We start from the raw sequence: 21,468 nt of genomic DNA, 5'->3' as shown, positions 1-21,468 counted from the left end.
TTTCTTTTTTCTTCAGCCTTCAGTCGTCGTTGACCGCATGAACGGAACCTCCATGCAACGCTTGAAATTCGTCCCCTCTTCCCTTTCTGCGGCACTGGCCGTGGTGGCCGTGTGCGTGCTCGCCGCTGGCGGCGCGCTGATGGCCGCCGGCCCCTCGCGTGCGGCGGACGACGCCAAGAACGCCAAGGCCAACGAGCCCCGGCCGGCGCTCACCGTCACCACCACGCAGCCCACGCGCACCTCGCTGGCGCTGCGCCTGCCGGCCAACGGCAACGTGACCGCCTGGCAGGAGGCGAGCATCGGCACCGAAAGCAGCGGCCTGCGCCTGACCGATGTGCGCGTGAACGTGGGCGACACCGTGCGCGCCGGCCAAGTGCTGGCCACGTTCGCGCCCGAAACGCTGCAGGCCGATGTGGCCCAGGCCCGCGCCAGCCTGCTGGAGGCCCGCGCGAGCGCGGCCGAGGCCGCCGCCAACGCCGAGCGCGCCCGCACGCTGCAGGCGACCGGCGCATTGAGCCAGCAGCAAATTCAGCAATACGCCACCGCCGGCGAGACGGCCCAGGCGCGCGTGGAGGCCGCGCAGGCGGCGCTGAACGCGCAGCAACTGCGGCTCAAGCACGCGCAGGTGCTGGCGCCCGACAGCGGCGTGATCTCTTCGCGCACCGCCACCGTGGGCGCGGTGCTCGGCGGCGGCACCGAACTGTTCCGCATGGTGCGCAAGGGGCGGCTGGAATGGCGCGCCGAGGTCACCTCCAGCGACCTGCCGCGCATCCGCCCCGGCAGCCAGGTGAGCGTGACGGCCGCCAGCGGCGCCCAGGTGCCCGGCACGGTGCGCATGATCGCCCCCACGGTCGATCCGCAGACGCGCAACGGCCTCGTGTACGTGGACCTGCCGGCGCACCCCGACGTGCGCGCCGGCATGTTCGCGCGTGGCGATTTCATGCTGGGCGACCGCGACGCCATCAGCGTGCCGCAGTCGGCGGTAGTGGTGCGCGACGGCTTCAGCAGCGTGTTCGAGGTGGGCGAAGGCAACCGCGTGGTGATGCGCCGCGTGCAGACCGGCCAGCGCACAGGCGACCGCGTGGAGATCGTCTCGGGCCTGCAGCCGGGCGTGACGGTGGTGGAGCGCGGCGGCGCGTTCCTGAACGACGGCGACCTGGTGCGCGTGCAGGCGGCAGCGCCCGCGGGCACCGCCCCCGCAAAAGCGGCCCCGGCGACTCCGGCGTCCGCAGCACCGGCCGCCCCTGCCGCGCCTTCAAAATCCGCATCAAAAGTGCATCCAGCGCAATAAGCACTAGGGCACATTGCTATTAATTAAGGAGCAAAACATGTTTTTGCCCGTTTGCCACCGCGGCCCCGCCGCCCGCAAGGACTTGCCATGAATCTGTCCGCCTGGTCCATCCGCAACCCGATTCCGGCCGCGATGCTGTTCGTGCTGCTCTCGTTCGCGGGGATGCTGTCGTTCCATGCGATGAAGGTGCAGAACTTTCCCGACATGGACCTGCCCGTGGTCATGGTCACCGCTTCGCTGCCCGGCGCCGCGCCGGGCCAGTTGGAAACCGACGTGGCGCGCAAGATCGAGAACGCCATCGCCACCACGCAGGGGCTCAAGCACATCACCTCCACGCTGGTGGACGGCACGGCCACCATCGCGGCCGAGTTCCAGCTCGAAAAGCCCGTGCAGGAGGCCGTGGACGACGTGCGCTCGGCCGTGAGCCGCGTGCGCGCCGACCTGCCGGCCGACCTGCGCGACCCCATCGTCGCCAAGCTCGAACTCTCGGCCCAGCCCATCCTGGCCTTCGCCATCGCCTCCGACCGCCTGGACGACGAGGCGCTGTCGTGGTTCGTGGACGACACGCTCACGCGACGCCTGTTGGCCGTGCCGGGCGTGGGCGCCGTGAACCGCGTGGGCGGCGTCACGCGCGAGGTGCGGGTGTCGCTCGATCCGCTGCGCCTGCAGGCCCTGCGGGCCACCGCGTCGGACGTGTCGCGCCAGTTGCGCCAGGTGCAGATCGAAAGCGCCGGCGGGCGGGTCGACCTCGGCGGCGCGGAGCAGCCGGTGCGCACCATCGCCACCGTGCAGACGGCGCAGGAGATCGGCGCCATGGACATCCCGCTGACCGACGGCCGCCACGTCCGCCTGGACCAGGTCGCCACCATCAGCGACACGGTGGCCGAGCAGCGCACCGCCGCGCTGCTGGACGGCAAGCCGGTGATCGGCTTCGAGGTCTCGCGCAGCCGCGGCGCCAGCGAGGTCGAGGTGGGCGCGGGCGTTCAGCGCGCGCTGGACCAGCTCCAGGCCGAGCGGCCCGACCTGCACCTCACGCGCACGGTCGATTTCGTGGACATCGCCAGCGACGAATACGACAGCTCCATGCGGCTGCTGTACGAAGGCGCCATCCTGGCCGTGGTGGTGGTGTGGCTCTTTCTGCGCGACTGGCGCGCGACCATCGTCTCGGCCGTGGCGCTGCCGCTGTCGGTGATTCCGGCCTTCATCGGCATGCACCTGCTGGGCTTTTCCATCAACATCATCACGCTGCTGGCGCTGTCGCTGGTGGTGGGCATTCTGGTGGACGATGCCATCGTGGAGGTGGAGAACATCGTGCGCCACCTGCGCATGGGCAAGTCGCCCTATCAGGCGGCCATGGAGGCGGCCGACGAGATCGGGCTGGCGGTGATCGCCACCACCTTCACGCTGATCGCGGTGTTTCTGCCCACCGCCTTCATGAGCGGCATCGCCGGGCGCTTTTTCAAGCAGTTCGGCTGGACGGCGGCGCTGGCGGTGTTCGCCTCGCTCGTGGTGGCCCGGCTGCTCACGCCGATGATGGCCGCCTACATCATGAAACCCATGGTGGCGCAGGAGAAGGAACCCGGCTGGCTCGCCACGTACATGCGCGCCTCGGCCTGGTGCCTGCGGCACCGCGTGATCACGCTGCTGGGGGCGCTGGTGTTCTTCGCCGCCTCGATCGCGCTGATCCCGCTGCTGCCCTCGGGCTTCATTCCGGCCGACGACAACGCGCAGACCCAGGTCAACCTGGAGCTGCCGCCCGGCAGCGTGCTGGCCGACGCCCGCGTGGCGGTGGCGCAGGCCACCGAGCGCGTGAAGCGCGTGGGCCACGTGGTCAGCATCTACACCACCATCGGCGGCGGCTCGGCCGGCTCCGACCCGTTCGCCGGGGCCGGCGCGGGCGATCCGCGCAAGGCCACGCTCACCCTGCGCATGGACCCGCGCGGCGAGCGCCCGCGCAAGCAGGTCATCGAGCAGCAGCTGCGCGCGGCGCTGGAAGACCTGCCCGGCGTGCGCGTGAAGATCGGCCTGGGCGGCTCCAACGACAAGTACGTGCTGGCGCTGGCCAGCGAAGACCCGCAGGCCCTGGCTGCCGCTGCGCAGGCGGTGGAGCGCGGCATCCGCACCATTCCCGGCATCGGCGGCGTGAGTTCCACCGCCAGCCTGGTGCGGCCCGAGATCGCCGTGCGCCCGGACTTCGCGCGCGCCGCCGACCTGGGCGTGACCAGCAGCGCCATCGCCGAGACATTGCGCGTGGCCACGGTGGGCGACTACGACCAGTACCTGCCCAAGCTCAACCTCGCGCAGCGGCAGGTGCCCATCGTCGTGCGCCTGGACAACGCGGCGCGCGAAGACCTCTCGGTGCTGGAGCGCCTCACGGTGCCCGGCGCGCGCGGCCCGGTGCGGCTGGGCGAGGTGGCCACGCTGGAAGTGGCGGGCGGCCCGGCCGTCATCAGCCGCTACGACCGCGCGCGCAACGTCAACTTCGAGATCGAGCTGGGCGCGCGCGGCCTGGGCGAGGTGACCGAGGCCGTCAAGCAGCTGCCCGCCGTCGCCCAGTTGCCCGCCAGCGTGCGCCTGATCGACGTGGGCGACGCCGAGATGATGGGCGAGCTGTTTGCCAGCTTCGGCCTGGCGATGCTGACCGGCGTGATCTGCATCTACCTCGTGCTGGTGCTGCTGTTCAAGGACTTTCTGCAGCCGGTCACCATCCTGGCGGCGCTGCCGCTGTCGCTGGGCGGGGCCTTCGTGGCGCTGCTGGTGGCGGGCAAGAGCTTTTCGATGCCCTCCCTCATCGGGCTCATCATGCTGATGGGCATCGCCACCAAGAACTCCATCCTGCTGGTGGAATACGCCATCGTCGCGCGCCGCGGGCACGACGGCAGCGACGGCCGGCCCGCCGTTGCCGGCATGAGCCGCTGGGATGCGCTGCTTGACGCCTGCCACAAGCGCGCGCGCCCCATCATCATGACCACGCTCGCCATGGGCGCGGGCATGATGCCCATCGCCCTGGCCCTGGGCAGCGCGGACATGAGCTTCCGCTCGCCCATGGCGGTGGCGGTGATCGGCGGGCTCATCACCTCGACGGTGCTCAGCCTGCTGGTGGTGCCGGCGGTGTTCACCTACGTGGACGACTTCGCGCAGTGGTTCCAGCGCAAGGTGATGCGGCGGCCAGTGCACGGGGCGCACCCCGTAGCGCCTGTTCAGCCCGTGCAGCCTGTTCAGCCGGCCCCGCCCCACTGAAGGCGGCGGCCATGGCCTGGCCGCCGGCGGACGCTCCGCCGCGCGCCAGGCCATTAACACCCTTTAACACATTCCTTCGGCCGCTCCAGGCACGCCGGCCCGGCCGCTTCGCAGGTCGGCCAACCCCTTCGCACCGCGAAGGAATGCGCACCGCTTTGTATACAACCATGGAATCCAAGAAATCCAGGGGAGACAAAGACCGTGCGCACTGCCAAATCGGAGGAAATCCGCCCAGTCGCCTTCGAGCGGCCCGAACCGCCGCCGTCCACACGGCCACAAAGCCCTGCGCGGCCCAGCACGCCCCTGGGCGCGCCCGACGGGCTGAAAGCGCGCGAAAAGGCCGGTGCGGAGGCGGTCTACACCACCGCCAACATGGCGAAGCGTTCTGATCGTGGCGTCTTCTCCAAGCTGAAGAACTACTGGAAAGCCAGCAAGACCACCGCCAACGCCAATCTGGGCCCCCTGGCCGTGGGCACGCAGACCCAGCACCCGATCGGGCGGCACAACCAGGTGCAGGCACCGCGGTTCGACACCGACGCAACGGTGCCGCTGCCCAATGCCACCAAAACCGGGCTCGCCCAGGCCGTGCAGCAGGCGCTGCACCAAGTGGAAACCGGCCAGTCGCCCGACGCGCAGGCGCCGGGCTGGGCCGAGCAGGCGGCGGGCACGGCGAAGTACTGGACCCAGCAGGCGCTTTCGGTGCTGGCGATCGGCAAGGGCCCCGAGAGCGTGCCCGGCGATGCGCTGGCGATGTTCTACGGCACCCAGGGCTTCAACGGAAGCCAGGGCGGCTCGGCGGGGCCGGAAGCCATCGTCCTGAGCCACCTGGAGAGTCTGGTCCATGCGGAAAAGGCCAAGGCGACGATCCACCTTGCCACGCAGGCGTCCCTGCCCGACGGCGAGCGGCTGGACACGCAAGAGGCGCTGCAGCGGTTGACCGACGCCAGCAAGGCGGCCGAGCTGCAGTCGAAGGACAAGGCCACGGCCGCGAATGCCGAAATGGTGGCGGAACTGGTGGCCAGCGCGCCCGAGGCATTGCACGAGCGCCTGCAGGCTGCGGCGGACACCCTGGTCGCCGCGCTGAACCGCGGGGCCAAGGTGCCGGACGTGCTGGGCGTCGAACTCTTCATCAATGCCGCCCGCAACACCTTCGAGAGCGACCCGGAGGCCATGGTGAAGGCCATGGAAGACCTGTCGCACAGCTCGCCGGCCCGCCTGGTCGGCCTGGTGAACGATGCCTTCCAGGCCGATGCCAATGCCAATACCGATGCACCGGCGGCGACGGCCACGGCCCAGGACCCGCTGCTGCGCCTGGCCGTCGCCATCGCCCGTCCGCCCGCGGGCGAGCACCTGCTGGACAAGATGACCGATCCGCCGGCCATGGGCGCGCGCAAGACTGCCTTGCGGGTGGCGATGAGGGCCATGGTGGAATGGGAGCCGCTGCGGCAAGGCGCCCCGGGCACCACCCCCGCGAAGGCGGACATCGGGTTGCTGCGCGCCGCGGTGGAGCATGCGCTCCAGCAAGTCCAGCCAGGAAGCGCCCCGGCCGTGGCACCCGAGCGGGACGCAGCACAGCGCGAGGCGTTCGGGTGCCTGCAAAACGGCTTCACGAGCAAGGAAAAAGGCTCCAGCTACGACCGGGTTCGTGAACGCCTGCTGCAATTCAGCGACGGCGCACTGGACCAGACGGCCCAGCGCAACGCGCGCGCCGCATCGGGGCGGTTCGGGCGGCTCCAGAACTGGCTGACGGGCGGGCTGCCGAAGGCCATCGTCAAGAACTCGACGAACCTGGAAGGGCTGCTGGCCCCAGCGCTGCCGGCCATCGCGTCCTGGCTGCCCGGCGCGCAGCCGACGATGTGGCGCAAGTCGGTCATGCGCAAGCTGACCGCGGCCGCCAGCGAGAACGGCATGCTGCCGCGCCGCGACGAGGCCGTGGCGGCGCTGCACCGTACGGCCGCCGACATGCGGGCGCACCTGCAGACGCGCACGGGCGCGGACGCAGCCCCCGCCGAAACGCTGATGCTCGCCGTGCTGGAAGAACTCAAGCTCGGCGCCCATTCGAATCCGCCGTCGCAAAGCACGCTCAAGCACCTGGGAAAAAGCTTGTTCCAGAAGGTCGAGGCCCACCTGGGCGCGGAGGGCATGGCCCGGCTGTCCCCGGAACTCGCGGCGAACTGGCAGTCGCTGCGAGGCAGCCGGCCCAACGTCGGGCACCTGCTGCGGCTGCTGAGCGAACACATCGATCTGCGCGCCATGGCCGACGGCACGCTCTCGCCCACGGTGGTGCCCACCCAGGTCGCCCGCGGGCTGCGCACCGATGCCATCGCGCACGAAGCCATCGACGGCTTCAAGGACATCGCCGAGGTAGCCCACGCGGCCGCACAGGCCGAGTCCGAGCCGACCCAGGCGCTGGCCGATCTGATGCAAGCCTCGGCCACCGTGCTGGCCAAGGTCAATCCCCCGGCCGCCCTGCGGTCGCTGCGCATCGAGACGTTCGAGGCCATCGAAAACCAGCTCGCCAGCGCCTGGCTGACAACCTTGCCGGAGGGGGAGCGGCCCCCTTGGCACCAGGCCATCGAAACCCTCCAGGAGCGCTGGCCCGCGTCGGTGCAAAGCGCGTGGAAGGCGATGAAGGCATCGGGCAACGACGCCGGCCGGCTGATGCGCACGCTGGTCGATGCGGCCAGCGCCGTGCCCTGGAGCGTGCCCGCGGCGGACCCGGCGGCCGCGTCCACCAGCCACGCGCCCCGCTCGGTGGCCGATGCCGTGGCGGCGGCGGCGCCCGCGCTGCAAGCCCTGCAGCGGGACGTGCACGTGAACCGCTTCGAACTGTGCGTGGCCGACACGGTGACCTTGTTCAACGACTTGCGCGGCCCGGCCGATGCCGCCGAAGTCATGAAATCGCTGGCGCAGCGCATCAGCCTCGGCGAGAAGATCAAGAGCAGCGATGCCCGACTGGCCCGGCTGGAACTGGGCAAGGCCGTGTCGGTCACCACCGCCACGCCGGAGCTGGTCACCCCCATCGCCGGCGTCGGCCTGGGGCATGAGCGCTCGATGGACCTGAACATGGTCGGCGCGGCCATGCAGATCCAGATCGCCACGGCGGACTCCAGGAACGCGAGCGTGGGGCTCAACCTGGGCGTGCGCGGCGCCCTGGGCCACAAGGACCACGAATTCAACCTGGGTGACGACGAAGCCGGCATCGCGCTGCGGTTCGATATGCGCTTCGAGGCGGGCGGCGAAACCTCGCAAACCCAGGGCGTGAGCCTGCGCATGCAGCGCACCGCGGCCCACGAAGACGCCTTGCGGCGGCAATTCACCGACGCGCTGATCGCCATGACCCAGGGCGGGGGCCTGCCACCGGAGGGCGGCGCCGGACCCGACCCGCTGGCCCATCTGCTGGAGCATTTCCCCGCGCTGGCCGTGGCCGAGCTGTCCAACACCAAGCGCAGCCGCACCTCCGAACTGGCCGTGGGCGCCAACGCGATGGTGCGCGTTCGCGGGTCCCGCGAACGCGACGATGACGACCGCAGGGCCACCCGGCGGGCCATCGGGGTCGGCGTGCAGGCGGGCATGTCCAGCAGCGCCCAGCGCTCCCAGTCCGTGCAGACCGAAAGCCGGTCCGGACTGAACGTGGAAGAGTACAAACTGTCGGCCCAGCACCGGGCCGAAGCCCGCGCGAGCGCCAATGCCAGCCTCGGGCTGGTGCCGGCCTCACGGCACGATCCCGAAAAGGCGGCCCAGGCCCGCGGGGCGGGCGTGGACGTGCGCAAGCAGCTGGCCAACAGCGGCGTCGATACCACCCTGCGCATCACGACCCGCCACGGCGAGACCTGGGCCGACCAGACGCAGATGATCCGGGAGTTCGAAGACCTGGACGACTTTCTGGCGGAGCTGGAGCCCCGCATGCACGAGTTCGTCTCGGTCCTGGCAACACGCGACGGCGTTCCCGATGCCACCGCCGCCGAAAAGACCGGCCGGGCCTGGCTGCGGCTGCAGGACACGCTGGTGCAGGCCGCCCAGGCCAGCGCACCCGGCATGGCGTTTTCCGTGGTGACCAAACTGCGCCCCCAGGCCGCCGAGGCCTACGACAAGCTGCAGGGCCTGGCACAGCAGGCCGCCGAGGCAGGCCACAAAGCCGCCGCCGCAGCGGAGCAGGCGACCGAAGCCGCCCGGCGGAGCACCACGGAAAGCCAGCAGGCCAGTGCCGCGATCCGGCGGGCCGCTGCCGCGGGCCAGCCCACCGAGGCGCTGGCCCAGCAAGCGAACGCGACCCGGCTGCGGGCCCTGGCGGCAGACCAGCAGTCCGAGGCGGCGCGCCTGCGAACCATCGCGCAAACCCAGGAGGCCAAGGCCGACGGCTACCGCGCCAAGGTGCGCAACCTGCTGAACAGCCACGACGCCTGGATCGCCAACAACCTGCAGTTCAAGACCAAAGCCAAGGACGAGGTGTCGCAGAGCGCCGCCCTCGGCATCCTGCAAGGCAAGGCGGCCTCGGAATCGACCCGGCTGCACGAATTCCTGCCGGCGGGCTCCCAGCAGGTCGGCCGCACCCCGATGCAGCATGCCGCCGCGCCCGAGGACCATTCGGCCCGGTGGTCGCCGAAGTTGCCACCCGTGGCGCGCAACCCGATCCCTGAGTCCGACCCGGAGCAGACGACAGAGACGGAAGCGATCCATCCCGAGGCGCTCTGGCGGGCCCGTGCCGAGACGCAGGTGAGCAAGATGTCGGCCCAGGCGAACCAGCATGCGCAAAGCCTGGCCGCGAGGACGAACGAAGCCATGAACAAGAAACTGGCACCGGAAACCGAAGTGGAAGAAGACCCAGAAACGGTTCTCCAATCCTCCGAGACCTCCGTTCCAGAGCAGCCCGTGAAGCCGAGGCGCCCGACGCTGGGCGAACTGTTCAAAGCGCCGTTCGGAGACAAGCATCCCCTTCACGAACTTCCGAGGCCCCCGATGTCCGCGAGCCCGTCGTTCAGGGACTGGGTGCCTGAAGAGGCAGCGGTCCACCAAGAGGGCGCGCTGACGCCGCCATCCACCTCGAGCAACGCGCGTGAAGCGCCGCAGAGCTATCCACTGCCATTGCCGCCCGCGGGCTCCCCTCCCCCGCCACTGCGCGGGTTGCGCCAGGCCACACTTTCAACATCCGGGACCCGCCCAGCCCCCGATCAGTCCTATCCCTTGCCGACCCCGCAATCCGTCCCGGCTTCCCGGCCGCCGGAGCGCCGCAGCACCCCCTCGGCAGAGCCGCAGAGCTACCCTTTGCCGACGCCTGCGCAAGACCGCGCCGCCGCGCATACCCCGGGATCCCAACCAGCCACCTGAAGCCATCGGCCTCGCAGCTCGGACTGCGTATGAGAGGGTGCGCCCATCCTGTCCGCCCCGGATGGCCCGACGAAGCGCCAAACAGGGATGAAATCCTGCCGTGACACCGGCCTTCGCCGTGCGTTCGTGCGCCGATAATGCGGCGACCCACCATGAACCTCGTTGCGCTGAACATCGACTCGATCCAACTCGGCTCCCCGCTCCCCTTCATCCTGCGCGGGGCCGATGGCGTGCTGTTGGCGCAAAAGGGCTACGTGATCCGCACGCGCAACGAACTGGACGTGCTCCTGTCGCGCGGCCTGCAACTGTGCGTGGACACCGACGAGTCGGGCGACAGCCACCGTGCCTACCTCGCGCAGTTGCAGCAGATGCTGATGTCCGACACCTCGCTCGGGCAGATCGCCTCGATGAAGATCAGCGCCGCCCAGTCTTCGCGCGACCGCCCCGAAGGCGGCCCGCCGGATTGGCCCGGGCTGCAGTTGCGCGCCACGCAGTTGCTGCGCGCGCCGCAGGCGAACGATTTCCCCGACCGCTTCGATGCGCTGCACCGCGAGCTCGCCCTGCATTGCCGCCAGAACCCGGATGCGGTGCTGCTCGCGCTCATTTACCTGTCGGGCCACGAAACGCGCCAGTACAGCGGCACCCACGCCATGCTGGTCTCGTGCGTGTGCATGCTGGTCGCTATCGAGCAGCTGCGCTGGCCGGTCGAGCGCGTGATGCAGACCGGGCGCGCCGCGCTGTCGATGAACATCGCCATGACTGCGCTGCAGGACCAGCTGGCGGTGCAGACGCAACCACTCACCTCGCAGCAGATCGCCGCGGTGGAAAGCCATGCCACCCGGTCAGAGGCCCTGCTGCGCCAGTTGGGCGTGCACGATCCCGTGTGGCTGGAGGCCGTGCGCTGCCACCATCACCGCTTGCCCGGGCCGCTGGCGGACAAGAGCGAGGCCCAGCAGATCGCCCGCCTCATCCAGCGCGCCGACGTGTTCGGTGCGCGCCTGGCGCCCCGGGCCTCCCGCGCGCCGATGCCGGTGACCGCAGCGATGCAGGCCAGCTACTACGACGAATCGCACCAGGTGGACGAGGCCGGCTCGGCCTTGGTGAAAACCCTTGGCGTGTACCCGCCCGGCGCCTTCGTGCGGCTCGTGAGCCAGGAAATCGGCGTGACCCTGCGCCGCGGCGGCAATGCCACGACGCCCCGGGTGGCCGTGGTGCTGAACCGTAACGGCATGCCCACCGGAGAGCTCATCCCGCGCGACACGGCCCAGCCCGCCTGGAAAGTGACCGGCGCCGTGGCCCAGCGCGACGTGCGCGTACAGCTTCAGTTGAACCGCCTGCTGAGCCTGGTCTAGCCCGCCGAAGCGCACGGCCTAGCGACTTTTTGGCGAAATTGCGCCAAACTCATCCAAAAACGGTTTCATCGCGCCTGATGCCACGCGTCCGTGGCGAACCCATAAGGAGGATTCCCCATGCTGCGCCGACTCGTGTGCCTCGCCCTCGCGGCCGTTCCGCTGGCCCTGTCCAGCCTTCCTGCCCGAGCCGCCCCTCCGGCCATCGGGACGGAAGACGGCACATGCCCGCCCCTGCTGCGCCACACGCCGCTGCGCCTGCAGGACGAGCAGCCCCAGCCGCTGTGCCAGTACCGCAACAAGGTCCTGCTGATCGTCAACACCGCCAGCTACTGCGGCTTCACGGGGCAGTACCATGGGCTGGAAGCCCTGCACTCGCGCTACAAGGACCGGGGTTTCACGGTGCTGGGGTTTCCGTCCAACGACTTTTCCCAGGAGGGCGGCAGCAATGCGCAGATCGCCGACTTCTGCGAAAGCACCTTCGGGGTCAAATTTCCGATGTTTGCCAAAAGCCGGGTCAAGGGCGCCGAAGCATCGCCCCTCTACCTGGAGCTGAAGGCGCAATCCGGAGAGGCGCCGCGCTGGAACTTCCATAAATACCTGGTGGGGCGGGACGGCAAGGTGGTGGGCAGCTTCGCGAGCGCCGTGGAGCCGGGAGACCCCAAGCTGGTACGCGCGATCGAGCAGCAGTTGGCGATCGGCCGCTGAAGCAGCTTCTTGAGCCCGAGCGTTGCAAACTGGCAGTTACATTTTTTGAGGGTTCTAACGGAGAAAGCACTGGAACTTTCAAAGATAGCCCCTACTCTAGTAACCACTGACGGCGACGGCGACGGCGACGGCGCCGCACCCAGTCAACCGTTTACTGTTGCGAAGCCTTTTGGACCCTGGTGGTTCGACTGAAACCCTGAAGCGCTTCTCCTCCCTCCCTCTCTAATTCGTTTCGGGACGCTTCGCAACTTTTTTATTCCGCCACGAAAAAGGGCGCAACCTTCGCAAGTTGCGCCCTTTTGGCTTTCTGAGAGCACGGTGAGCGGATCAGCACACCGTTGTGTTCGGTCTACGCAGGCCGCGTGTCCGCGAAGCTCACGCGCTGTTCCAGCTTGTCGAGCAGTCGGGCCAGATTGGCATGCTCGGCGCGCCACTCGATCTCGGGGAAACGGAAGCTGATCCAGCCGAGCGCGCAGCCCACTGCGATGTCGGAGAGGCTCATGTGAATGCCGCTGCAATAGGGCTTTTCGCCCAGGCCCTGCGCCATGGCCTTGATGCCGGCATCGACCTTGCCCAATTGGCGGTCGATCCACGCCTGGCTGCGTTCGCCGTCCTGGCGCCCGGCCCAACGGGACTCCAGCCGTGCGAGCACGCCCGCATCCATCACGCCGTCGGCCAGGGCTTCCCAGGTCTTGACCTCCGCGCGCTCGCGGCCTTGCGTGGGAATGAGGCGGCCCACGGGGGACAGGGTGTCCAGGTACTCGACGATCACGCGCGAATCGAACACGGCCTCGCCGCCTTCCATGACCAGGCAAGGCACCTTGCCCAGCGGATTGGAGGTGGCGATGGTGGTGTCTTCGGCCCAGACGTCTTCCTCGAGGAAGCGGTAGTCCAGCTTCTTCTCGGCCATCACGATGCGCACTTTGCGCACATAGGGGCTGGCTGAGGATCCGATCAATTTCATGGTGTTCTTCCGGGCACGGCGGGGGACAGGGGCAAGACCGCTGATTTTATGGGCAGTCTTGCCTTCTAGCTTACAGGCAGCGCCACCTACAATCCCCGCCCATGAGCCTGTCCACCATCACCGCCCTCTCGCCCCTCGACGGCCGCTACGCCGCCAAACTTTCCGCCCTGCGCCCGATCATGAGCGAGCACGGCTACATGCACCGCCGGGTGCAGGTGGAAGTGGCCTGGTTCATCGCCCTGTCGGATGCCGGCTTCGCCGAATTCAAGCCCCTGACCACCGGCGCCCGCGCCTACCTGCTGGGGCTGGTCAAGAATTTCTCCGAGGCCGATTCGACCGCCATCAAGGACATCGAAAAGACCACCAACCACGACGTGAAGGCCGTGGAGTACTGGCTCAAGGGCAAGTTCGAGGCCCGGCCCGAGCTGGAGAAAGCCGCCGAGTTCGTGCACTTCGCCTGCACCAGCGAAGACATCAACAACACCAGCCACGCCCTGCAGCTGCGCTCGGGCCGCGACCAGGTCGTGCTGCCGGGCCTGGACCGCATCGTGCTCAAGCTGCGCGAAATGGCCCACATGTACGCCGCCATTCCCATGCTGAGCCGCACCCACGGCCAGACCGCCAGCCCCACCACGGTCGGCAAGGAACTCGCCAACGTCGTCGTGCGCCTGCAGACCGCCTGCGAGCGCGTGGCCTCGGTGAAGATGCTGGGCAAGATGAACGGTGCGGTCGGCAACTACAATGCCCACCTGTCCGCCTGGCCCGACTTCGACTGGGAAACCTTCAGCAAGCGCGTGATCGAAACGCCCGAGCCCCTGGGCCTGGGCCTGACCTTCCAGCCCTACAGCATCCAGATCGAGCCGCACGACTACATGGCCGAACTGTTCGACGCCGTGGCACGCGCCAACACCATCCTCATCGACCTGTCGCGCGACATCTGGGGCTATGTGAGCCTGGGCTACTTCAAGCAAAAGCTCAAGGCCGGCGAGATCGGCTCCTCGACCATGCCGCACAAGGTCAACCCGATCGACTTCGAGAACGCCGAAGGCAACCTGGGCCTGGCCAACGCGCTGCTCAAGCACCTGTCCGAAAAGCTGCCCGTGAGCCGCTGGCAGCGCGACCTGACCGACAGCACCGTGCTGCGCAACATCGGCGTGGCGCTGGGCTACGCCGCGCTGGCATACACCTCGCTCATGACCGGCCTGAACAAGCTGGAACTGAACGAAGAGGCGCTGTCGGACGACCTGAACGCTTCGTGGGAAGTGCTGGCCGAGCCGATCCAGACGGTGATGCGCCGCTTCGGCGTGCCGGGGGCCTACGAAAAGCTCAAGGAAGTCACTCGCGGCAAGACCGTGACGGCCGAGGCCCTGCACGGGCTGATCCGCAGCCTGGAGATTCCCGAGGCCGAAAAAGAACGCCTGCTCGCCATGACGCCCGGCAGCTACATCGGCAAGGCCGCCGAGCTGGCGCGCCGCGTCTGACCACCCTCCGCCCGGGTTGAAGCCCTTTTGCCGGTCCGCGCCCCTCCATCGGGTGCGGACTGCTATATTTTTGTGAGCACCAGCCCATGGCCATCAAGTCCACCATCTTCAAGGCGAACCTGCAGATCGCCGACATCGACAACAGCTACTACGCCGACCATTCGCTCACGCTGGCCCGCCACCCGAGTGAGACCGACGAACGCATGATGGTGCGGCTGGCCGCGCTGGCCCTCAACGCCCACCAGCTGCAGGCGGTGTGCAACGGCGACGGCACGCTGGCCTTCGGCGCGGGGCTGTCCGACCCGGACGATCCGGACGTCTCACTGACCGACTTCACTGGCCGCAAGCGCGTGTGGATCGAAGTCGGCCAGCCCGAGGACAAGCCGCTCACCAAGGCCTGCAGCAAGTCGGACTCCGTGATCGTCTACTGCTTCCACCATGCCGCCGAGGTGTGGTGGAAGGGCATTCAAACCAAGCTCTCGCGCCTGGACAAGCTGCAGGTGTGGCGCCTGCCGGCCGAAGCCTCGCAGGCCATGGCAGCCCTGGCGGAGCGCAGCATGCAACTGCAGGCCACCGTGCAGGAAGGCGCACTGACCTTGAGCAGCAACCTGGGCAGCGTGCACGTGGAACCCCAGCGTTGGAAGTGAGGTAGCCACCGGCGTAAGGGTTAAGGCCAAATCGCCCTCCAGCGCATATTCCGCTAGGGCAGACAGCTATTAAAAGATGAGCAACCCAGTCGATGCGGCCGTGCCACGCAGGCCCTCATTGCTGCGGCGCTAAGCCGGCTGCGGCATCAGCGCCCCGCACTGCCAGCACTGCTCAAACCCGCCCTCCACCATTTCGCCGCACCCGCACAGCCAGCGGCGCTGGGGCAGGTCTTGCAGGGCCTGCAGCAGTTGCCTGGCTTTGGCGGCGTGCTCGTCGTGCTCCAGCCAGATCTCGGGCAGGCACTGGTCGGGTGGCAGGTGGCCGGCCGCGGCGCTCAGGTACTGCCGCTGCACCGAGGCCGGCATGCCGCCCTCGCGCAGCAGGTCAGCCCACAAGGTGGCGATCGCGATGTTGGGGGCCTGGGTCAAGCGGAGCATGAACCCACCATAGCCGCTGTCCCGCGGCCCGTAAAGGGTGTTCGGCCATCTTGGCAGCCGCGCTTTCGCGCAACACCTGCCATGCGGCGGTCGATCAGCCGGCCGGCCTGGCGTCGGCCGGGGTGCCTTCCGCCGCGCGCTCGGCGTAGCGGTTGAACCGCCATGCCGAGCTCTCCAGCGTGATCCGGCGCCACACGGTGCGTTTTTCGATCGGTGTCATCGCCAGCCAGTGCTGCACTTCGGCGAAGCTGCGGCCGCAGCCCTTGCATTGCTCGTCGCCCTGGCTGGTCGAGCAGATGGCGATGCACGGGGTGTCGGGCGTTGTGTCGTACCAAGCGCGCCAGGCCGCCATCGCCGCGGGGGGAAAGCCGGCCTCGTCGGCTTCGTCCTCGTGCCAGTACACCATCAGTGCGTACACCTCGGCCAGCGCGACCAGTTCGGGCGCCAGCGTCACCCCGTCGGGCGACGGCGATCGGGCGCGCCAGTGGTTGATGGCGGCTTCGATGTCGGTGATGTGCAGGACGGCCATGGTTCTCGAAAAGGGGGCCGATCATACCGCCACGGCCGTCTCCGGGTCGTCGCGGTGGCCGGCGCTGGCAAAGGCTGAAAATTGCTCATAAATTAATAGCATCTAAGGCAATGAAAACGGCGGTAGAAGGCTTATTTGGCCCAAAACCGACGCGAAGATCTCGGCGGCTTGACTTGCACGGCCGCTGGCCGCTGTGTTCCAATGCCGGCTTCGAAGGGGAGTAGCTCCCAACCCAGCAGACATCCGGCAAACGCACCGCCCGGAGCGGCTGGGCTTGTCGGTCCTGTCGTCAGTACGAAGCGCAAGCTTCCGGCAGTCCGGGTCCATCCATGCCACGCATGGCGGACTGAGCGAGACCTTTGATGGGCCCTGCGAGGGCTGATCAAGGCCGTCCCTTCGAACGACGCTCCGCGCAAAGCGGGCGTGCCTCAGATCACCTCCGCAGTCAGCCCCCGTTCCCGGAGGGGCCCGGCGCTACAGGGGTAGCGGGTTCCTCCCCCCGGCCATTGCTTTTGAGGAATTTATGGACTTCTTGACTTCACCCGAGTTCTGGGTTGCGTTGGGGCAGATCATCATCATCGACATCCTGCTCGGTGGTGACAATGCCGTGGTGATCGCACTGGCCTGCCGCAAGCTGCCGCCCGCGCAGCGCACCAAAGGTATCATCTGGGGCACCGCGGGTGCCATCATCCTGCGCGTCGTCCTGATCGCCTTCGCCATGACGCTGCTGGCGCTGCCGTTCCTCAAATTCGTCGGTGCGCTCTTGCTGGTGTGGATCGGCATCAAGCTGCTGGCGCCGGACGAAGACGGCCACGGCGACGTGGCGGGCAGCGACAAGCTGTTCGCGGCCATCAAGACCATCATCGTGGCCGACCTGGTGATGAGCGTGGACAACGTGATCGCCATCGCCGGCGCCGCCCAGAATGCGGGCGAGCATTCGATGCTGCTCGTGGTGCTGGGCCTGTTGATCTCGATCCCGATCATCGTCTGGGGCAGCCAGCTGGTCATCAAACTCATGGAACGCTTCCCGGTCATCATCACCATCGGCGGCATGCTGCTGGGCTGGATCGCTGGCGGCATGCTCGTCACCGACCCGATCTTCGTCAACACCGAACGCTGGACCTGGGCTCCCAAGCTGGGCACCCTCGACGCGCAAGGCCTGGCCGTCATCTCCGACACCCTGTACTGGGCCGCGCACATCGCCGGCGCGCTGCTGGTGCTGATCGTGGGCAAGGCCATCGCGTCGCGCCGCACGGCACCCGTACAGCACGGCTGAGCGAAGTTCTTACGTTCCTCCCCCTTCACGGTTCACCGCTAGGTCACAAGGAAGCATCATGAGCAACAAAGTCATCGTGTACGTGGACGACGCCGAGCAGGCTCGGCAAATCCTCGCGCCGTTGTCTTCGCAGGCCTCGGCCGAGAAGACGCAATGGGTACTGGTGGCTTGCGCACCGCGCATGACGCACCGCATCAGCAAGTGGGTGAGCCACAGCGCCCGCGAGAACTGGCGCACCAAGTGGGCCGACAAGCTGTTCAGCCAGATCCTCCCCTGGCTGCACGCCGAGGGCGTGCAGGCCAGCACGGTGCTGGCCAAGGGGCCCTTGCCGGAGCTGCTGGCCCAGTTGCAAGCGGAGCATGGCGCCGTGCCAGTGATCGACGCACGCCGCCCCAAGCAAGAGGAAATGGCGGCATTGCCGGCGGCAGCAGCCTCGGCGGCCCCCGTCACCGTGGTCCGCAAGCCATCGCCACGCCGCTGGTCCCTGCCGGGCACCTTGGCAGGCCTGGGCGCGATGTTCATGTTCGTGGCGGAGTAACCTGCCGTCTCATGAAGGCTTGCTGTAGAGCAAGCCGCTGCAATTTTTGGTAGCGAGGTTGTGGGTACAGGGCTGCCTACCGGTGCGGCATTCCGCCCCCCCTCCACCCGCGTCAGAGGACATGGACGCGCGAAGCCACCGCTTCGCAGCTCTCATAAACGAGCACAGCCAATTTGAACGCAGTCACCGTTCGTTGAACGGCCAGACTGACGCTCAGGGCCTCGGCAAGCGGGTGCTATGCTCCCGCGCCATGATGAAACTCATACTCAAGTGGTTGCTCAGCGCTGCGGCGCTGCTGTTCGTGGCCTATGTGTACAGCGGGGTGGAAGTGAAAAGCTTCACCAGCGCGCTCATCGCCGCCTTCGTCATCGGCCTGTTCAACGTCGTGCTCCGGCCCGTGCTGGTGGTGCTGACCCTGCCGGTCACCTTCATCACCCTCGGGCTTTTTCTTTTCGTCATCAACGCGCTGATGTTCTGGGCCGCCGCCTCGGTGCTGGGCGACGGCTTCCAGGTGCGCGGCTTCGCAGCCGCCCTGATCGGCTCGCTGATCTACTCGGTGCTCGGCGTGCTCATCGAGTCAGCGCTCGGCGGCCTGTTCCTTAAGAAGTAGCTCTACCGCCCGCAAGCGCGTCTCGATAATCGATGCGTCGATGTAATCGGCCGCATCGCCCCCGCGGCTGCCGCTCTTTCGGGCTAGGTCTTGCCCGGCTTTGAAGCGGTCCACCGCCGCCTGGTAGTCGTAGCGCGCGGCATGTGCCTCTGCCTCGGCACGCACGGCACGCAAGGGGTGGTTCTGCTGCTGCCACACCGCAGCCAGCAGATGCCACACCGTGGCGTCGTGCGGATGCGTCGCCACCCGCGTCTGCAGCGGCCCCGTCATCTCCTGAGCGTTGCCGGTGCGCAGCAAGGCCTGCGTGCGCAAAACCATCTCAGGCCGCCTCGACGACGCAGGCGAGCCCGCACCCGGTGTTTGCGCTTGGGCTTGGCCCTGCGGCAACTGCTGCAGGGCTGCGTTGAAGTCCCCTGCCGCGAATTCGATCTCGGCACCCAGCAATTTCGCCTGCCGCGTCGCCGGCGCGTCCCCGCGCACCGTATCCATCAGACCCAGCAACGCATGGCGCGCTGCAGGCACGTCCTGCAGCTGGCTGGCGCTCAGCGCCGCGGCATACCAAGCCGCCGCCCGGCGAGGCAACGGCTGCGCCGCAAAGCCTGTGCCCTGCGGTTCGGTCGTCCACTGCCGCCACACATCCACGCCCGGGCGCGCCAGAACGCGCGCACGCGCCGCCATCATCACGTGCTCGAGGGAAGGCGCGAGCGGAGCCGCAGCAGGCGTCCCCGAAGGCGGCAGCCGCGAATGCATATCGGCAATGCGCTGGGTGGTGAGTGGATGGCTGCGCAGGTAGGGCCAGCTGCCGTTGTCGTTGATGCGATTGGCCTGCTGCAATTTGTCGAACATCGCCACGAACCCCTGCGGAGCAAAGCCCGCCGGCGCCATCAGCCCGTAGCCGACGCGATCGGCCTCCCGCTCCATGTCGCGCGAGAAATTGAGTTGGTTCTGCACCGCCACCGCCTGCCCGCCGATCATCAGCGCCTGCGCGGCATTGGGGCTCTTGCTGGCTGCCAGGGCGCCAAGCACCAAAGCGCCAAGCATGAGCGGCGTCTGGCGGTTCTGCTGCGTGATCAGCCGCGAGATGTGGCGCTGCGTGACATGGCTGAGCTCGTGGGCCATCACCGAGGCCAATTCATCGCGCGTGGAGACGACGCCGATCAGGCCCAGATGCACCCCGAAATAACCTCCTGGCAGGGCAAAGGCATTGACGGTGCGGTCCCGGCCGAGAAGAATCTCCCAGGCAAAGCGTTCGTCCAACTCGGGCGAAAGTTCTCCGCGCTCTCGGGCGGCTTTTACCAGTGGCTGGAAAATGCTGTACACGTACTCGTTGAGCACGGCGTCGTCGATGTAGTCCGGGTCGCGGTACAGCTCGCGGATGATGCGGTCACCGAGTTGGCGTTCCTGGGCGGTAGTGAGGTCGGAACTGTCGCCTAGGGTGGGGAGGCTCGCTTGTGCGTGTACGGCGGTCATGCCGCACAGACTGCTCACGATGAAAAGTGAAGCGGCCACCGCTTGACACACAAGCACCAGAGGCCGTTTTCTATCAAATGACACGCGAAGTCTCCTGCACTGATTGGTAAAAAGCCATCCTGGCGCTCGCTTACACACGTCCCTATGATGCCTTTGCTTTCTGAATCTTCCTCCCAAGCGGATGACCGCATAGAGATCCTCACCACTGTATGAGTGAAACCAATAACACATCTGGCCTGACTCACTTTGATACCCAAGGGCAGGCCCACATGGTGGATGTATCGTCGAAGCCCGCTACGCATCGAATAGCCATTGCAATGGGGCGCATAGAGATGCGACCAGAAACGCTTGTTCTTATCAATTCAGGCACTGCTAAAAAAGGCGATGTACTTGGGGTAGCTCGAATAGCGGCAATCCAGGCCGCGAAGAAGACGAGTGATCTGATACCCCTGTGCCATCCACTGGCACTTACGCGAGTAGCGGTAGATTTCGAGTTACTGATCAAAGAATCAGCTGTACTGTGTACGGCTACTGTGGAGACTGTTGGACAAACAGGCGTGGAAATAGAAGCTCTGATGGCAACCCAAGTGGCGCTCTTGACGATTTACGACATGTGTAAATCAGTGGATCGGAAAATGGTGATAAAAAATATTTTTGTAGCGAAAAAAACTGGTGGCAAATCAGGTGGATATATTTAACTCAATCAACAATTAACACCCTGAGAAAAACCAATTCACATAATCCGTTCAATATATTTAGCATTGACAAAATCATCCATTGAATCCTGGTGCTCATGAGAATCTATTGAGACAGAAAGATTAACTAGCACAAATTAAAAAGAGTCCAAATCGACATAGGCAAATGGTTCAGCCGTACTGCCGTCCAATAAAGCAGTCCAAGTCAACCCTTTCCGACCCTGTATGGGAAGATATTTTACCTGATTTATATTTCTCCCTGATTGCAAAATCTCCTGTTGCAATTTACGCTGCATGGATGGAAATCGCTTTATCAAATCTTCTACTGGCAGCGAAGCCGCAATAACAACTGACTTTGCTTGGGAGTAAGGAATCCACAACTCTGGTTGCGCAGATACTGATAACCCATCTAAAGCTTGCAGAGTAAAATTAAACTTTTCGATTCCAGACAGGGGACGGAGAGCAATCAAGGAAGGACCAGACATAGGAAGTGGATTAATTCCTGCGGGCACCTTACTTAGCAATTCCTTTGGGATATCTGTGGCATGAATGACGCGAAAACGATCATACTCAAAAACAAGATGCACTGGACGAGACTCATACATTGCATTTAAACCAAATGCAAGCGCTACTATTTGAAGCACTCCGATGGTTGCAAATTCGACGGTACGTTCAAGCAAACTTTTTTTCAAATTAAAAACAACTGCTGTAATCAATGGCCCCAAGATAACATCCACAGCCAGCATTAGCAGAAAGAGCTGTCCTCCTCCAGAAATTACTCGATAAGGACCTGGGTACCAAACAAAAAATACCAATGCAGCACTAAGCAACGCAACAATCGAAGACACCCCAAGTTGAAGTAAAAAAACATGAATCTTACTTTTCATTAAAAGCATACTTTCCC

At 66.3% G+C, this 21,468-nt stretch carries 16 protein-coding genes; 11 read left to right on the top strand and 5 right to left on the bottom strand.

Going from position 1 to position 21,468, the window contains the following annotated elements:
* Positions 1–52 precede the first annotated feature (52 nt).
* From BLT03_RS09080 to BLT03_RS09060, 5 genes are all read left to right on the top strand, one after another.
* The gene (locus BLT03_RS09080) at positions 53–1,291 is read left to right on the top strand and encodes an efflux RND transporter periplasmic adaptor subunit (RefSeq protein WP_092743071.1); all 1,239 of its coding nucleotides are present in this window, start codon (positions 53–55) and stop codon (positions 1,289–1,291) included.
* Positions 1,292–1,378: 87 nt separating this feature from the next.
* Positions 1,379–4,531: an efflux RND transporter permease subunit gene (locus BLT03_RS09075; protein ID WP_092742605.1), complete on the top strand. Its 3,153-nt coding sequence runs from the start codon at positions 1,379–1,381 to the stop codon at positions 4,529–4,531.
* A 201-nt stretch (positions 4,532–4,732) separates the two neighbouring features.
* Positions 4,733–9,859, top strand: coding sequence for a hypothetical protein (locus tag BLT03_RS09070; RefSeq protein ID WP_092742603.1), 5,127 nt, complete (start codon positions 4,733–4,735; stop codon positions 9,857–9,859).
* A 152-nt stretch (positions 9,860–10,011) separates the two neighbouring features.
* Positions 10,012–11,211, top strand: coding sequence for an HD-GYP domain-containing protein (locus tag BLT03_RS09065; protein WP_092743068.1), 1,200 nt, complete (start codon positions 10,012–10,014; stop codon positions 11,209–11,211).
* Positions 11,212–11,328: 117 nt separating this feature from the next.
* Positions 11,329–11,916 (top strand): glutathione peroxidase, encoded by a 588-nt coding sequence (locus tag BLT03_RS09060; protein ID WP_092742601.1) that lies wholly within the window; start codon positions 11,329–11,331, stop codon positions 11,914–11,916.
* Positions 11,917–12,265: 349 nt separating this feature from the next.
* Here the strand turns inward: BLT03_RS09060 and BLT03_RS09055 are convergent, their stop codons facing one another.
* Positions 12,266–12,880: a glutathione S-transferase N-terminal domain-containing protein gene (locus BLT03_RS09055; protein WP_092742599.1), complete on the bottom strand. Its 615-nt coding sequence runs from the start codon at positions 12,878–12,880 to the stop codon at positions 12,266–12,268.
* Between the two features lie 101 nt (positions 12,881–12,981).
* On the opposite strand from BLT03_RS09055, the gene purB reads away from it, so the two are divergent.
* Positions 12,982–14,361, top strand: coding sequence for an adenylosuccinate lyase (purB, locus tag BLT03_RS09050; protein ID WP_092742598.1), 1,380 nt, complete (start codon positions 12,982–12,984; stop codon positions 14,359–14,361).
* Positions 14,362–14,447: 86 nt separating this feature from the next.
* Positions 14,448–15,008, top strand: coding sequence for a YaeQ family protein (locus BLT03_RS09045; RefSeq protein WP_092742597.1), 561 nt, complete (start codon positions 14,448–14,450; stop codon positions 15,006–15,008).
* A gap of 129 nt (positions 15,009–15,137) precedes the next feature.
* Here the strand turns inward: BLT03_RS09045 and BLT03_RS09040 are convergent, their stop codons facing one another.
* Entirely contained in the window at positions 15,138–15,446 is a 309-nt protein-coding gene (locus tag BLT03_RS09040; protein ID WP_092742596.1) for a putative signal transducing protein, read from the bottom strand.
* 94 nt (positions 15,447–15,540) lie between these two features.
* A complete protein-coding gene (locus BLT03_RS09035) occupies positions 15,541–15,975 on the bottom strand; it encodes a DUF3717 domain-containing protein (RefSeq protein ID WP_092742595.1) in 435 nt (144 codons plus the stop codon).
* A 523-nt stretch (positions 15,976–16,498) separates the two neighbouring features.
* Between BLT03_RS09035 and BLT03_RS09030 the strand changes: the two genes are divergently transcribed.
* The 3 genes from BLT03_RS09030 (at position 16,499) to BLT03_RS09020 (ending at position 18,399) form a co-directional block, all read left to right on the top strand.
* Positions 16,499–17,251: a TerC family protein gene (locus BLT03_RS09030; protein ID WP_092742594.1), complete on the top strand. Its 753-nt coding sequence runs from the start codon at positions 16,499–16,501 to the stop codon at positions 17,249–17,251.
* Positions 17,252–17,309: 58 nt separating this feature from the next.
* Complete coding sequence (locus tag BLT03_RS09025; RefSeq protein ID WP_092742592.1) at positions 17,310–17,789, top strand: hypothetical protein; 480 nt, start codon at positions 17,310–17,312, stop codon at positions 17,787–17,789.
* A gap of 253 nt (positions 17,790–18,042) precedes the next feature.
* On the top strand, positions 18,043–18,399 hold the full coding sequence (locus BLT03_RS09020) for a phage holin family protein (protein WP_092743065.1): 357 nt from the start codon (positions 18,043–18,045) through the stop codon (positions 18,397–18,399).
* Here the strand turns inward: BLT03_RS09020 and BLT03_RS09015 are convergent.
* Positions 18,367–19,869 (bottom strand): M48 family metalloprotease, encoded by a 1,503-nt coding sequence (locus BLT03_RS09015; protein ID WP_092742590.1) that lies wholly within the window; start codon positions 19,867–19,869, stop codon positions 18,367–18,369. The genes BLT03_RS09020 and BLT03_RS09015 overlap by 33 nt on opposite strands.
* A 209-nt stretch (positions 19,870–20,078) precedes the next feature.
* On the opposite strand from BLT03_RS09015, the gene moaC reads away from it, so the two are divergent.
* Entirely contained in the window at positions 20,079–20,567 is a 489-nt protein-coding gene (gene moaC, locus BLT03_RS09010; RefSeq protein ID WP_092742588.1) for a cyclic pyranopterin monophosphate synthase MoaC, read from the top strand.
* 134 nt (positions 20,568–20,701) lie between these two features.
* Here moaC and BLT03_RS23845 read toward each other — a convergent pair whose 3' ends face one another.
* Positions 20,702–21,451, bottom strand: a complete 750-nt coding sequence (locus tag BLT03_RS23845) for a pilus assembly protein (protein WP_139160353.1) — start codon at positions 21,449–21,451, stop codon at positions 20,702–20,704.
* Positions 21,452–21,468: the final 17 nt, after the last annotated feature.

The sequence above is a fragment of the Paracidovorax valerianellae genome (genome assembly GCF_900102625.1).
GTDB classification, from domain to species: domain Bacteria; phylum Pseudomonadota; class Gammaproteobacteria; order Burkholderiales; family Burkholderiaceae_C; genus Paracidovorax; species Paracidovorax valerianellae.
This window is presented reverse-complemented; position numbering and strand designations above follow the sequence as displayed.

Coding starts and splice junctions, on each gene's coding strand:
- BLT03_RS09080 (WP_092743071.1), top strand. CDS start 53: ATGCAACGCTTGAAATTCGTCCCCTCTTCCCTTTCTGCGGCACTGGCC.
- BLT03_RS09075 (WP_092742605.1), top strand. CDS start 1,379: ATGAATCTGTCCGCCTGGTCCATCCGCAACCCGATTCCGGCCGCGATG.
- BLT03_RS09065 (WP_092743068.1), top strand. CDS start 10,012: ATGAACCTCGTTGCGCTGAACATCGACTCGATCCAACTCGGCTCCCCG.
- BLT03_RS09060 (WP_092742601.1), top strand. CDS start 11,329: ATGCTGCGCCGACTCGTGTGCCTCGCCCTCGCGGCCGTTCCGCTGGCC.
- BLT03_RS09055 (WP_092742599.1), bottom strand. CDS start 12,880: ATGAAATTGATCGGATCCTCAGCCAGCCCCTATGTGCGCAAAGTGCGC.
- purB (WP_092742598.1), top strand. CDS start 12,982: ATGAGCCTGTCCACCATCACCGCCCTCTCGCCCCTCGACGGCCGCTAC.
- BLT03_RS09045 (WP_092742597.1), top strand. CDS start 14,448: ATGGCCATCAAGTCCACCATCTTCAAGGCGAACCTGCAGATCGCCGAC.
- BLT03_RS09040 (WP_092742596.1), bottom strand. CDS start 15,446: ATGCTCCGCTTGACCCAGGCCCCCAACATCGCGATCGCCACCTTGTGG.
- BLT03_RS09035 (WP_092742595.1), bottom strand. CDS start 15,975: ATGGCCGTCCTGCACATCACCGACATCGAAGCCGCCATCAACCACTGG.
- BLT03_RS09030 (WP_092742594.1), top strand. CDS start 16,499: ATGGACTTCTTGACTTCACCCGAGTTCTGGGTTGCGTTGGGGCAGATC.
- BLT03_RS09025 (WP_092742592.1), top strand. CDS start 17,310: ATGAGCAACAAAGTCATCGTGTACGTGGACGACGCCGAGCAGGCTCGG.
- BLT03_RS09020 (WP_092743065.1), top strand. CDS start 18,043: ATGAAACTCATACTCAAGTGGTTGCTCAGCGCTGCGGCGCTGCTGTTC.
- BLT03_RS09015 (WP_092742590.1), bottom strand. CDS start 19,869: ATGACCGCCGTACACGCACAAGCGAGCCTCCCCACCCTAGGCGACAGT.
- moaC (WP_092742588.1), top strand. CDS start 20,079: ATGAGTGAAACCAATAACACATCTGGCCTGACTCACTTTGATACCCAA.
- BLT03_RS23845 (WP_139160353.1), bottom strand. CDS start 21,451: ATGAAAAGTAAGATTCATGTTTTTTTACTTCAACTTGGGGTGTCTTCG.